General features: G+C 41.4%; 10 protein-coding genes. 1 reads left to right on the top strand and 9 read right to left on the bottom strand.

Annotation, left to right across the window (positions count from 1 at the left end; all coding sequences use genetic code 11):
* Nucleotides 1–103: 103 nt before the first annotated feature.
* Both H7T97_RS02130 and recJ read right to left on the bottom strand, forming a co-directional pair.
* Entirely contained in the window at nucleotides 104–700 is a 597-nt protein-coding gene (locus H7T97_RS02130) for a TipC family immunity protein (protein ID WP_201089203.1), read from the bottom strand.
* On the bottom strand, nucleotides 697–2,922 hold the full coding sequence (gene recJ, locus H7T97_RS02135) for a single-stranded-DNA-specific exonuclease RecJ (RefSeq protein WP_201089205.1): 2,226 nt from the start codon (nucleotides 2,920–2,922) through the stop codon (nucleotides 697–699). Before recJ ends, H7T97_RS02130 begins: the two co-directional genes overlap by 4 nt.
* Before the next feature lie 479 nt (nucleotides 2,923–3,401).
* Here recJ and H7T97_RS02140 point away from each other — a divergent pair, with 479 nt between their 5' ends.
* The gene (locus H7T97_RS02140) at nucleotides 3,402–7,202 is read left to right on the top strand and encodes a Spy0128 family protein (RefSeq protein ID WP_201089207.1); all 3,801 of its coding nucleotides are present in this window, start codon (nucleotides 3,402–3,404) and stop codon (nucleotides 7,200–7,202) included.
* Between the two features lie 55 nt (nucleotides 7,203–7,257).
* Here the strand turns inward: H7T97_RS02140 and H7T97_RS10265 are convergent, their stop codons facing one another.
* The 7 genes from H7T97_RS10265 to rnz form a co-directional block, all read right to left on the bottom strand.
* Nucleotides 7,258–8,022: a hypothetical protein gene (locus H7T97_RS10265; RefSeq protein WP_229100833.1), complete on the bottom strand. Its 765-nt coding sequence runs from the start codon at nucleotides 8,020–8,022 to the stop codon at nucleotides 7,258–7,260.
* A 34-nt stretch (nucleotides 8,023–8,056) separates the two neighbouring features.
* Nucleotides 8,057–9,448 carry a hypothetical protein gene (locus tag H7T97_RS02155; protein ID WP_195529139.1) on the bottom strand — a complete coding sequence of 464 codons (1,392 nt, stop codon included), beginning with the start codon at nucleotides 9,446–9,448 and terminating at the stop codon, nucleotides 8,057–8,059.
* A 188-nt stretch (nucleotides 9,449–9,636) separates the two neighbouring features.
* A complete protein-coding gene (locus tag H7T97_RS02160) occupies nucleotides 9,637–11,103 on the bottom strand; it encodes a hypothetical protein (protein ID WP_229100830.1) in 1,467 nt (488 codons plus the stop codon).
* A 242-nt stretch (nucleotides 11,104–11,345) separates the two neighbouring features.
* The gene (locus H7T97_RS02165) at nucleotides 11,346–11,750 is read right to left on the bottom strand and encodes a GNAT family N-acetyltransferase (protein ID WP_049491465.1); all 405 of its coding nucleotides are present in this window, start codon (nucleotides 11,748–11,750) and stop codon (nucleotides 11,346–11,348) included.
* Nucleotide 11,751: 1 nt separating this feature from the next.
* Nucleotides 11,752–12,462, bottom strand: coding sequence for a class I SAM-dependent methyltransferase (locus H7T97_RS02170; protein ID WP_195529137.1), 711 nt, complete (start codon nucleotides 12,460–12,462; stop codon nucleotides 11,752–11,754).
* A 10-nt stretch (nucleotides 12,463–12,472) separates the two neighbouring features.
* On the bottom strand, nucleotides 12,473–13,228 hold the full coding sequence (locus H7T97_RS02175) for an SDR family NAD(P)-dependent oxidoreductase (RefSeq protein ID WP_118228009.1): 756 nt from the start codon (nucleotides 13,226–13,228) through the stop codon (nucleotides 12,473–12,475).
* Between the two features lies 1 nt (nucleotide 13,229).
* The gene (gene rnz / locus H7T97_RS02180) at nucleotides 13,230–14,159 is read right to left on the bottom strand and encodes a ribonuclease Z (RefSeq protein ID WP_003011107.1); all 930 of its coding nucleotides are present in this window, start codon (nucleotides 14,157–14,159) and stop codon (nucleotides 13,230–13,232) included.
* Nucleotide 14,160: the final 1 nt, after the last annotated feature.

Genomic DNA, 14,160 nt, shown 5'->3' on the forward strand with positions numbered 1-14,160 from the left:
TTTTACAGCCCTACTCAACTGTGCGGAGGTGGGACGACGAAATCGAATTCTAACGAATTACCGATTTCTGTCCCACTTTCATAATAATTGTTAGAAGAACCTTTTACTGTCCTTCTATTAATTTGTTGTACTCGATTTTCATATCCCCCAAGTTTTTCAGGGAATAACGGGAGCTTCCGTTTTTAAACCAAGTACCCAGGATATATTGCTCGGCGACCTTCTTACTTTGGTTTTTCAACCAAGTGCGGTCTTTGCCATAGGTGGCAAGTTGCTCAAGGAGTTGTTGGCCCTCGTAGGTAGTATCTTCTTTAGAAAGGTAGACCTCTTTCTGGAAAAACAACTTTTTGGATGAGTTGTATTTAAATATAAAACCAAGTGTCACACCTTTTTCCAATTGAAGATCATACATATAGGTCCAGTTGGGCGTTCCCCTAAACATCATCACGGACAGTTCTTCGTTAGCATCGACAATTCCTTTAGAATAGGGGTAGGTCTGAAAATCCTCGTTTTCTTTCCAAATACCATCGTTCCCTATCGTTTCTGTATAGGGCTTAAACATCACATAGCGCATCAATCCACCATTTTCAGAGTAGTTAATCTCCTCCATAGGGTTTTTGAGGCTCAGGTAGATTCCTACCCAATAAAGTCCAAAAAGCAGGAAGGGACTGAGCCAGAGGAATTTTTTTAGGTGTTTTTTCATGAGTCCTGTCCTGTCAGATAGTCATAGATTTCGCGAACGGTTCCAAGGGCCATTAATTCCTGCTCTTTCACCGTTTGTTTGAGATTTTGGTAGATGGTGCTTTCTGCGATTTCCCGTTTTTCTGCTGCTTTATTGACCTTCATGATGCCATTTTCAATGGTCACAAAGCCCAATTCTTGGAAGATCTGGATCATTTTAACCAAGAGGATCTGCTCGATCTTGAGATAGGTAGCTAGGTCTTTCAGTTTGTAGCGGACATCGAACTCTGGGTATTGGTAGATGGTTTTATAGAGCTTGGCATACTGGTCCCTGCTACCGTAGCCTGTCAGATAGTAGGCTTTAGCAATTTCATTTTTGAAATACACAGCTTGGAAATCATGCTCTTGAAAGATGTGACGCAGTTGCTCTATATCCTCAGGGATATTTCCAACCACTACAGCAGTTGCTCCTGCTAGATCAGGCAGTTCTTTGGTAAAATCAAGTACAGGAACACCTGCGGGGAGGCTGGCATTTTTGGAGCGGATATTAAAGAGCTGGACGCCGTCCACACGCGCATCGACCAGCATGAGCTGAAGGGTTGTTTGGCCATTCCATTGGTTGACAGATAATTGAACGGCTAGCTCTAAGTCTTGCGCCTGGGCAAACTCTGTTTCTAAGCTTCCCAAGCCAAAGGCAACCACCTCAAAGGTCGCATCTTCTTGAGAAATTTTGAGTTTCAAGTGAGTATTGCCAGCTCCCATCGAGCGCGCCCCTTCTACCTTGAAATTACGGACCAAAAAGACAGGCTTTTTATTGTCCATGCCAAAAGGACTCAAGCGTTCAAAGCTTTTCAGAGTCTCAAGCGTTAGTTCAGTTAAATGCAGTTCCTCGTCGATGGCTAAGCTGGACTTGCTACTGAGATCAATCTCTTGCTCTCGAATATAATCCGTAAGGGCCTGAGACAAGGCAGGGAGTTGGTCCACCTCGAGCGTCATCCCTGCTGCACCGGCATGTCCTCCAAAGGCGACAAAGAGCGACCGGTGAGGATCAAGAGCCTCAAAGATATTGACCGACTCAGGACTGCGAGTGCTCCCCTTAGCCCGTCCATCCTCGATGCTTAAAACAACGACCGGCTGATGGAGCTCTTCTAATAGACGGCCGGCGACAATGCCTAGCACTCCCGGATTCCAACCTTCTTTGGCTAAGACCTGGGCGGACAAGCTCGGGTCAACCATGGTTTTAGCTTCGTCGTAGATTGCTTGGACGATCTCTTTGCGTTCTTCATTCTTCTGATGAATCATGAGGGCAATCTCATGCGCCTCTTCATCGTCAAAACCAGTCAGTAGCTCGATGGCTGGATTAGGGTCATCGAGGCGGCCAAGAGCATTGAGACGAGGAGCAATCTGAAAACCAACCGTTTCTTCATTGACATCCTCCGGACGAATCCCTGCTATCTCCAAGAGTTCCTGCAAGCCCATGCGCTGGGTATGTTGGAGAACACCCAGACCGTATTTGACCAGGATCCGATTCTCATCTGTTAGGCTGACCATGTCAGCAATGGTCCCAATTGCTACCAGGTCTAAGAGATCGACTGGTACTTCCTCTAGGAGGGCACAAGCCAACTTAAAGGCTACACCACAGCCTGCTAAATAATGGAAGGGATAAGCCGCATCTGGATGTTCTGGATGAATGATCGCATAAGCATCTGGCAAAACCTCTGGCATGGAGTGGTGGTCCGTCACAATGACATCCACTCCCATTGCCTGGGCCATGGCTATGGCTTGATTGCCCGCCACGCCATTGTCCACCGTGACAATCAAAGAAATACCTTGCTGCTCGATAAAGTACTTGTAAACACTCTCATTGGGACCATAGCCATCTGTGAAGCGGTTGGGAAGGTAAACTTGCACCTCTGCTCCCATCTGCTCCAAGGTTTCCTTCATAATAGAGGCCGAAGTCATCCCGTCCGCGTCATAGTCCCCATAGATCAGGATCTGCTCGTAATCTTCGATAGCCTGTCTGATACGCTCCACTGCCTTGTCCATATCATGGAGCAAATAAGGGTCGTGTAGCTTCTCCAGCTTGGGTTCTAAAAAGTCTTCTAAATCCTCTTTGGTCTGAATGCCACGCTCATACAGCAAGGTTGCTACGGACGCTTCCAGGCCTGCTTTTTTGGCAAGGGCTAAAAAGGCCTCATCTGCACTTGGCGAAGCTAACTGCCAATCGTATTTTGAAGTGATCATCTAGCTTTTGGTCTCCTCTTTTTCTTATCTGAATATTATAACATGAAAGGCTAAAATGGCGGGAAATAAAAGGTCGACTTATACAAAAACCAAAATCAACATTTTTCGTTATTTTTGTTGCATTTAACTTGACTTATCATACTAAAAGAATATAATAATGATGATAATAATCTTTTAAATATGCAATGGGATGATTATTCTGTTAAAATTTGCAACGTTTATTATCACTTTAACATTATGACGCTTGTCATTTCCCTTGTTTTTCTATCTAAACAAACGTAGTTAGAGGGTTTGAGCTGATTTTGTCGGTGGGTTTGTTTTCTTTTAATGCATAAAGAGGAGCATATAATTCATCGATCTATCCTAAACTGAGGCAGCTGGTTTCATGGAGTAGAAATTAGAAGCCTTTCTATTTTGGGATATATCACTATGTAGAAAAGCCTCGGAAAGGGCAGGCAGAAGAAAGGAAATGAGGCCAATTGAAATCTCTTTATAAAAAGATAGTTGCATTTGTAGCTATCATCGGCGTGGTAGCCTTGGGCTTGTCTGTGATCAAACCCGTAAGCGCGGCCACTGTTTCACCAACCGTCACCAACTTAAAGGCCCAAGCAAGTGGACAAAAAGTTATCTTTTCATTTGACTGGGATTTAACTGGTAAATCAGTTAAAGACGGTGATACATTTACCATTGATGCTCCAGAGGGTGTCAATATCACTGAAATCGCAACACAATCACTCCAAGCTAATGGAGCTGAAGTCGCAACCATTTCGATGACAAACAAAAAGATTACTTTTACCTTTAAAAAAGCAATCGAGTCAATGAACGAAAATGTCAAAGGTGGATTCTCATACAAAGCAGAATGGGATAGCACTCCAGGAAATCCTGGAAACAAGACCGCCACTTCTAAAGTCGGTTCAGAATCTGTCATCATTACACGTCCTGACGGTCCTGGCGTATTTGAATCAGTCTTAAATAAATACAACCTTACAGGTGACTATGTAGCTAAGCAATTCAAATTAGACGCATCTGAAAACTATGCATGGATGAATGTTGGTGATGACTACTATCTGACAAAATGGTTCATCCGTATCAACGGGGATGGTAAGAAACAAGCCATCACAAACCCTGTTGTATCGGATAAAATCCAAGCTCCAGCTGTAGATTACTCAAAAATCACTTTTGCTCCTGCTGCAAATCACGCTGCAAGTGAATTCTTCGTGGGAACTTACTTGAAACCATCCTTCACATTAAGAAAAGGTGGACAAGTAGTTGCTTCAGGTTGGGACTTCTGGAAGCATGTGAAATTCGATGCAGACGGCAATGGATTTACTGTGAATTTATCAGACGTCAGTGATGTATTTAAAACAGCATCTAGTGATGAATTAATCGTTGAATACCAAACATTAATTCCTAAGACAACCATTCGCGTTGACAACAATGCTACATTGACAGCTGATGAAATCACAACACCTCAAACTGACCCAGCATTCTGGAACAACACTGAATTGAAATTCTGGGTGAGCGGTGATAAAACTGTCACTGTTCAAAAAGAATGGGTTGGTGACGAAGAAGCTGACCGTAAAGATATCACTGTTCAATTGTATGCGGACGGCAAAGCCTTGGATGGGTTAACACAAACCCTTACAAAAGCTTCTGGCTGGAAAGCAGAATTTACGAAATTGCCAGGTATCAAAGACGGTAAGAAGATTGAGTACTCAGTAGTGGAAACAAACACACCTGAAGGTTACACTTCTAAAGTTGAACCAATCAATGATTCGAATGTTATCAAAGTTGTCAATACTTCAAATAAACCAAAAGTTACTGAAACCACTGCAAATCTTGTTATTAAAAAAGCTTTCGAAGTAGCCGGCGATCAGGAACATACACAAGTTCCGATTACAGAAGGTCAATTCGAATTTGCCTTGAAAGACGAAAATAACAAAGTAGTCGAAACTGCCAAGAACAAAGCAGATGGCACTGTTAACTTTAAGTCTCTGACTTTCAATAAAGAAGGTACTCATACTTATACCATCACTGAAAATAAGGGTACAGATGCTAGTGTCAACTATAGTACACAAAGCATCACGGCTACTGTCGATGTGAAGAAAGATAACGACAAACTCGTTGCTACTGTCACTTACTCAGGTGGAGATGGTGAACAAAAAAATACGATCACCAATACTCAAAACAAACCAAAAGTTTCAAATGCTAAGGTGACCTTAAACCTTAAAAAAGAATTTGAAGGTGGCGAACTGAAGGGCGATGACTTTGAGTTTGTTGCAAAAGATTCAAACGATAAAGTTGTTGGTACAGCTAAGAACAAAAAAGATGGTTCGATTACTTTTGATAACATCACTGTAGACAAAGCAGGAACATTCAACTATACCATCACTGAAACAAAAGGTACGGACAAAACCATTACCTACAGTGATAAAACCATCACAGCTACGGTTGTAGTGGTTGAAAAAGACAATGCCTTGGTTGTAGAACAAGTCACCTACTCTGATGGTCAAACTGACACAGATACGTTCACCAACAAAAAAGAAGCTCCTAAAACAGAAAGTGTAAAAGCTACACTTCAAGTGAACAAGCTCCTTAAAGAAGGTGAAACAACCATACCGTTGACAGATGATCAATTTGAATTTGTCTTGAAAGAAGGAAACAATACCCTTGAAACGGCTAAAAACAAAGCAAATGGTACTGTAACCTTTAAGGAACTTACTTATACTGAAGAAGGAACACATACTTATACCATTACCGAAAATAAAGGTACGGATGCTTCTATCAACTATAGCACACAAACCATCACTGCTACTGTTGAGGTGAAGAAAGCAAACGACAAACTCGTCGCTACTGTGACTTACTCAGGTGGAGATACTGAAAAAGGTAATACGTTTACAAATACGAAAACACCTCCAACGCCTGTTCCTCCAACAGTGAAACCAACGTCCGCTCAATTCAAGGCTAAAAAAGTATTGGCGATCAATGGTTCGAGCGATCGTACATTGAAAGCAAATGAGTTTACTTTCCTTCTCAAGGATCAAAATGGTACGCTCGTTGATACTAAGACAAATGGTGAGAATGGTGATATTCTCTTCAATCCAGTAAGCTTTAATGAAGCTGGTACTTTCACCTACACAATTGCTGAACAAAAACCAGCTACACCGGAATCAGCCATCACTTATGATGAAGCTGTTCATACTGTCACAGTGACTGTCACAAAAGATGCAACTGGACAATTGAGCGCGGATGTGCAATACGATGGTAAGAAAGATACTCCTACCTTTACCAACACCTATACGCCTCCGACACCTCCAACTCCAAGTGAAAAACAAATTACCACAAGTAAGATTTTAGAAGGTCGTGACCTTCAAGGTGGCGAATTTAGCTTTAACCTCTTGGACGAAAATGGAACCGTTCTTCAAACAAAACAAAATGCTGCAGATGGTACAGTGACATTTGATGCGATCGCCTACACGGAAGCGATGATTGGTACTCATAAATATACCATTAAAGAAGTCGTACCAGCTGATCAGGCAAATATCCAATATGACGAAGGTCAAGTGGATGTCACAGTTACTGTCACAAAAGATGAAGCGGCAAACGCTATCCAAGCAGTTATTTCATACGGTGAAAAGAAAACCTTTATCAACAAGGTGATCCCACCAACTCCACCAACTATTGATATTCCTGAACTGAAACTCTACACCCTTAAGGTTCGTAAAGTGGATGAAAAGGGTAATTACCTAGCTGGTGCAGTATTTGGACTCTTTGAAGCAGATGGTGTGACACCTGTTGCAAATCCTTATGGACAAGGCCAAGCGCAAGCAATTTCTGGTCAAGATGGACTTGCAAGCTTTGTTGGATTTGAAGCGAAAGATTACGTGATCAAAGAGCTCTCTGCTCCTAATGGTTACCAACTTTCAGATACAGCCATCAAAGTTACTGCAAGCGACTTTAGTTCAGCTATAAACCTTGTCGTTGATAAAGGAAACGTGGTAAACAAACTTCTACCACCTCCACCATCAACAGATAAACCATATATTCCAACAACTAGCACAAGCAAACCTAAAAATCCATCACCAAATGGAGATAAACCTAAGTCTAACGACAAACCTAAATCCAGTGAAACTCCTAAGTCTAGCGACAAACCTAAAGAGGATAAAAAATCTCTTCCTTCAACAGGAGCTGCAGATCATTTAGGACTTCTTGCAACTGGTATGACATTAATCGCTACAGCTATTGCTTCTCTGAAACTTAAGAAGAAGGAAGACTTCTAAGAAACATGAAAGATCTAGTCAAACACGACTAGATCTTTTTTTGTATCTGCTTCTCTTATTCTGGTTTGTTTTGATCTTCATAAAAAACAACTTTCCCATCTTTAACCTTGAATGAGTAACTGATGGAATCGGCGTAACTACCTTTGGAATAGTAAAAATCATAGGCACCATCCGGTAGTTTGCTAGCGTCTAATTTTTTTGCTGCTGCTTTTAAGTCTTTTTCCTTAACGGATACACCATCCTTTATATAAATGGTCATAGTGATTAATTCTTGATCGATTAAGGTCTGAAAAGGGATTTGATAGTAACCAGCAAAGTCCTTTTTCCCTTCTTTGAGATTTTGGGTAGCAATGACATCCAACCTTGCCTCTTTCTCTTCTTTAAAAAAGTCCCCAAAGAAACTAATGAAATTAATAGGGAGACCGATCTTTTGCTTCTTTAATTGTTTCTCAATTTTATCTTCCAGTTCTTTAATCGATTTCTGCTCCAAAAAAGCTTTCTTATATTCTGGAAGATGGTCATTATATGAATCTGACCAGTCACCCGCAAAAGTTGTTTTCTGTTCTAATGACACCGTTTGATCATCGTAGGTTTTTTCAGAGTAGGTGTAGCTTACATGATAAGTTGGGAATTCCAAAGCAGTCCAATCCAGTTTGTTTATGGCCACATCCCCATGCAGACCAACCTTAGCAAGCTCACTGCTGACTACTTCCTTCGCCTTTTTATAATCACTCGGTTTCATGATCTTGCAACTGGAAAGAAACAGGCAACAAAGAATAAGTGGAATTCCTGCGAATAGTTTGAAATAGTTTGGCTTCATAGCCTGACCTCCTTGCTAAATCCGACCTAATCGATTAATTTTTTACATCATATGGGAACATTTTTTTAATATCTTCTTTCATCTTTTTATTAGGAATTTTCTCTAAATCCATATATTTGAAGAATTCCTCATCATTTTGAACGACATGAACCTTCCCATCTTTAGTATACTCAGCTGGTATGGTCAGATTACCGAAGGACTGACCAAAATCTCTAGAGACCACGTAGTTCTGTACTTCATATAAGCGTCTCAGCAATGAGAACTCTGTAGCATCGTTACTTTGATTTAATTCCTTTTTAAAATATTGGAAAAACTCCTTTTTGTTATTCACATAATGTTCTTGCCCATCTTTTGAAAGCTCTGCTGGTATCTTATGATACTGTAGGACATCATACCATCCACCTGAACGCTGCTCTGGAACTTTATAAAGCAGTTCCAAAAATGAAATATCAAAGTTGAGATCTTCTGGTCCGAGAAAGTATAGATAGGCATTCTCCCCTTTTGTCGATTCTTCACCCCATTTTACAGTAGTTGGATTATTCCCTTTGCTTAAAATAGAATATACTTTCGGATAGAGTGTTTTCAATGGGATGTCCTTAGTATAATCACTACGATCTGTAAATAACAAACGTGAATGTTGGAGCTGCAATTGTCCTCCTTCAAAATTGTATTCAAATGGATGTAAGTCTTTGTCGCTTTCTCGATTTTCTTTTTGAACTTGTTCATAACCTTTGCCTGATGAGGTTTTCCAAGCGAACTTTCCATCCTTAACATTCATTAACCCTATACGAGATTGATACTCTGTTTGTACATAGATATTTCCAGGTTCTACAATATATTTGTCTTTCTTATCGACAAGAATATCAATCGGAATGTATGTTTCTCCATCATCTGTATCCAACAACATAGAAGAAACTTTAACAGATAAGGGGATATAATTCTTATCCATATCTCGTACTATCTTAAAAACATCATATGTTTTCTTCACTAAGCGCTTGTCCTTGGTATCATAGACATCAATGAGCCAGTACTCTCCCTTTTGTGCTTTATTTGTAGTTAGGTAAGGAACTTGATTACCACGAATATAATATTGAAAATAGAGACGTGGGTCAGATTTTAATTTGTAACTTTCTTGTGCAATGTACCGTTCACTATTTCCACCATTTATAAACCATTCTACTTTAACTTTTGAATTATACGAATATGCTTCCAGCGCCTCATCCACTTCCTCTTTATTATCCCATTGAATGGCTACTGCTTTCCCACCTGCAATAAATTGGGAGTCAACTATGTTTGGACGAGGTTTCCAAGTTACAAATTGTGATATATCACGCTTATGAATTTCATACCGGATGAACCAGCCTCCTGCCAAGGTAACGAGTAATACAAATATCCAAAACTTGATTGATTTAAAAACCTTCTTCATTCTCTCATTTCTACTTTCTGTCCGCATTTTATTACCTTATTTGTTTGTCAGTTTTCTTTAAAGGTTTTCCGATTTTTCCAACCACATATGAATAAATTTTTTAATAATTCATTGATAACTGAAGCTTCTGATAATTTCTTAAACTAACTAACTTTTACAATAAGCTGACTAAAGGTTAGGATTCTTCTTTATTTTTGAAGGACCCATTTTGTATCACCATAAACAACCGTAAATGGTCCATCCCCATCTGTTAAATAGTTAATTTTATATATACCAGATTCTCCTGCTTCAAGGACTGTTGGCTGTTTATAATTTAAAGTGTTATTCAACATATAAGCAGATTTCCCCTGGCCATCATGTAGGTCTACATTTGTATAATCTGGAGTATTTGCAACGGTTAGATGAGTTGGATTTGAAATGGTAAACTGAACAATGATTTTGTGTTGATTTTTATTTTTATCAACAAATTCTTGATCGTCTTGGATATCTAGGTTCGGTTCTTCACGTACACTATCCAACGTTACGACTATTCCATTTCCGAAAACGACTGGCTCTCCAATTGCATATTTTTTGACTGGATTTTGTGGGTTAAAATCTTTTAGCTTTTCACTTACCTTTCCTTCATCAGTGACCCTATCAGTAATGATGGGCCAAAAGATACTATTATCATTTCCACCTCCAGATTGATTAGCTTTCTGCATTTGTTGAGGAATTTGTAACAAGAGTGCCAAATTTTTAGTATCAATTTGGACTTGACCTTGGTTGGTCACCTCCATTTCGATCGTCATTTCCGTACTACCAATCATATCACCTGTTGAAAAACTCGCATTAAAATTTTCCTTAACTAAATGTTGTAAGATGGTAGAAAGCATTATATAAGAAAGATGGTCTCCTCGGTTGTCTTTTTCAGCATAGTTCTCGTGTAGTTCATCTAACCAAGCATACATGGTCTCATTTGGATTCTTTGGATCAACACTCAATCTGTACCCTTTTCCTCTTGGTAATTGATTTGGACTATAGACTGGTGTTTGAATTTTTAGGACTACCTTATTCCCCTTAACTGCATATCCCTTTAATTCGTAACTCCTTTCAGTGGGTAGAGCATTGGTCATTAATTTTAAATACATGGGACCATAGATTTTGAGCGGATATTTTTCTCCTAGATACTCAAAATAAGTATTTGAATCAAAGGTCCTATTACTTTCTTCTATTTTAGGAACAATATAGTCCTTCCAGATCCGGTTATACATTTCTTCCTGACTCATTACTCCACTAGCCTTGACTACTGTGTCCATTTCATCTTGGTCAATGTAAATTGCTTCAACTACTTGCAAAGCTTTTTGAACTTTTCCCTCTTCATCGAGAGGAGCTTCATTTTGTTGCAGACTATATTTAGAAATCCCGTCACTCGGAGCTGATCTCATATATGAAGGATCATGATCAAATGTTCTGTATTTATTACCACTCTTAGCATTCCAATCAAATGATGCAGCTGGTCCTGTCTTATCAAAATGAATGTTTTTTCGATCGATTTTCTTCTGTACTTCTTTATTCGAAGAACCTTGTTTTTCTACAGTTCCTTGTTTGCAGGCACTCAAACATACTGGTATAAGTACCGAACATAAGACAAGGCACCATTTTATTTTCTTCTTCATTCCATCTCCTCCTGATCTCTTCCTCATTTTACCATCAAACTCCCCTTTTGTCAGTCAAATAGATAAGAGGCTGGGACAAAAGTCCTAGCCTCTCAATTATTTTTGGATTGTCAAGCAAGACGCAGTGGTTGAGTGGGCTCTACTACGCTGATTTCATCAGCTTTTACAGCCCTACTCAACTGTGCGGAGGTGGGACTACGAAATCGAATTCTAACGAATTACCGATTTCTGTCCCACTCTCTTTATTTCATATATATCATCCCTGTACAGGCTTGCTCTGAAAGTTCAACAAAGCCTAGTGACTGGTAAAAGGCTAGATTCTTCTCGCTACGTTCTGTGACGAGGAGCCGTTGATAGACATTTGGGAAGGTCGCTAAAGCCTCTGTTAAGAGTTTCCTTCCAATGCCTTGGCGCTGGTGATCTGGTCGTACCAAAAGGTCCTGTACCAAAAGGACAGAGTGGCCATCTCCTACCAAGCGAATGTAGGCGACGAGCTCTTTCTCATCATAGACGGCCAACTGCCAGAGACTGGCTTTGACGGCTTCTTCTAACATAGCTGGGTTCTTGGTATAATTGGTCCAGCCAACCGAGCTGTAGAGTGCGAGTAGGTCTTCCATCGCTGGAATTTCTTTTTTATAATGTAACATCTTAACTCCTTTTTAAGGTATAGTGCTGGAAGAAGGCGATATCCCGGTAAGGGGACTCTTGACAAACGGCCAGCTCCATCTCAAGCATAGACTCTCGCCAGCCTTCTTGGCCTTTGAAGCGGTTGTCCTGCAAGGCATAAAAGACTCGAATTCCTTGGTAATCCTTGACTTCAAGGGCTAGATCTTCTACTACTCTATCTAGATCATAGGCCTGAGCCAAGCCCATGGAGTGAGTTTCCAAGTCCTGACCTGCTAAGAGATCAAGCGCCTTTTGAGTATCATTTTCAAAGACGACTGTCTGCAGAACGCGGCCAACCTCATTATGCTTGACGATAGAGAGCAGGCCTCCTGGTTTCAAGAGACGAGTGAATGCCTTTAGAATCACCTTGCGATCCTCTACATACTCCAAGACATTGTGGCAGAGAATGACATCAAAGCTAGCATCTTCAAGACTTGCTAACTGGTCCAGACTTCCGACGAGTTGCTGGTAAGGATGGTCCTGGGCCCGCAAAGCCACCATTTCCTCATTAGGTTCCACAGCAAGGACCTCATTGTTTTGTGCCAGGTGGTTGGCTACAAGGCCAAAACCACTCCCGAAATCAAGCACCCGTTTTCCCTTGATGTCCTGTAATTGGGCAAAAAGGATATCATAATAGATCTGTCCCCAGGGTTGCCGGAGGTTCTCTAAATAGGCTTGAATATTTGCGGCCATCGATCTCCTCCTATTTGAAATTGAACATCTTGCTGGCTAGCTTGTCCGAGATTCGTGGGAAAAGGGTATAGAGCTTGTGGGTCAGGTTCAAAAGCCAAGGAAGATTGAGCTCACGTTTTGGTTTTCCAAAGTTCTTCACAATCTTCTTGGCTACAAAGTCCGGTTCCAAAATGTAGCGATCCACAGCTTTCACATAGCTTCTGTCTGGGTCTGCCTGGTCAAAGAAAGTAGTCCGGATGGGGCCTGGATTGACCGTCGTCACATGGACACCAAAGGGCATGAGTTCCAAACGCAGGGCATTGGAGAAGCCAATAGCCGCAAACTTGGTCGCCGAATAAAGGCTGGATTTGGCTGTTGCAACGAGACCCGCCATGCTGACTATATTGACAATGTGCCCCTTGCCTGCTGCCTTCATGTGCGCACCCATCAAGCGTGAAAGCTGCATGAGGGCAAAGGTATTGACTTCAAACATGGCATGAATTTGCTCATTGGTAATCTGGTCAAACTCTTCAAAGATCCCATAGCCTGCGTTGTTGACCAAGATATCGATCTGTCCATAGCGCTGATAGAGATCTTCTACCAAATCTTGGACGGCTGAGGAATCAGTGATATCGATCCCGATGCATTCAGCTTGAGGATGACTGGCATAGAGCTTTTCCAGTTTTTCTTGATTTCTACCTAGGAGAATCAGCCGGTCCTCAGGAAGGAGCTTTACCATTTCTTGGGCCAAACCTCCACTTGCTCCTGTTATGAGAATGGTTCGCATCTTAGATCTCCACTTCTTCCAAATCTTTGACGACATAGACATTTTCAAAAATGCTGGACGCATCCTTGCGCAATTGGCTGATGTCTTTTGATAAGAAGCGAGCACTAATATGGTTCAAAAGAAGGCGCTTGGCTCCAGCTTCACGCGCCACTTCTGCTGCCTGCATATTGGTCGAGTGACCGTGTTTCTTAGCAATCTTCTCATCACCCTTGCCATAGGTGGACTCATGGACCAAGACATCCGCATTGACTCCAAGGCGGACGCTGGCATCAGTCTTTCTGGTATCTCCGAGGATCGTGATAATCTTACCAGGCCGAGGGGCTGAAATATAATCCGCTGCAATGATCTTAGTCCCATCTTCCAGGGTGACATCTTGGCCATTTTTGACCTGACCAAAGAGTGGACCAAAAGGAACCCCTGCCGCCTTGAGCTTGTCTGCGTCCAGCGTCCCTTCGAGGTCTTTTTGCATGATTCGGTAACCCACGCAGAAAATGGTGTGGTCCAAGGCTTCCGCATAAACCGTGAATTTATCGGTTTCTAAAATCTTACCTAGAGAATGTTCATCGAATTCATGAAAATGGATGCGGTAAGGCAGGCGAGAGCCTGATACACGAAGACTAGTCATCACAAAGGATTTGATCCCTACTGGTCCATAGATATCCAGATCCGTCTGCTCTTCATTGGCCTGAAAGGCCCGACTAGAGAGGAAACCTGGCAAACCAAAAATATGGTCTCCGTGTAGGTGAGTGATAAAGATCTTGCTAACCTTTCGCGGACGAATGGTCGTTTCTAAAATTTGATTCTGTGTCGCTTCGCCACAATCAAAGAGCCAGACTTCATTGATCTCGTCCAGCAATTTGAGCGCTAGGCTCGATACATTACGGGCTTTTGAGGGTTGCCCAGCTCCCGTTCCTAAAAATTGAATGTCCATT

This window comes from Streptococcus parasanguinis (assembly GCF_016648925.1).
Taxonomy (GTDB): Bacteria; Bacillota; Bacilli; order Lactobacillales; family Streptococcaceae; genus Streptococcus.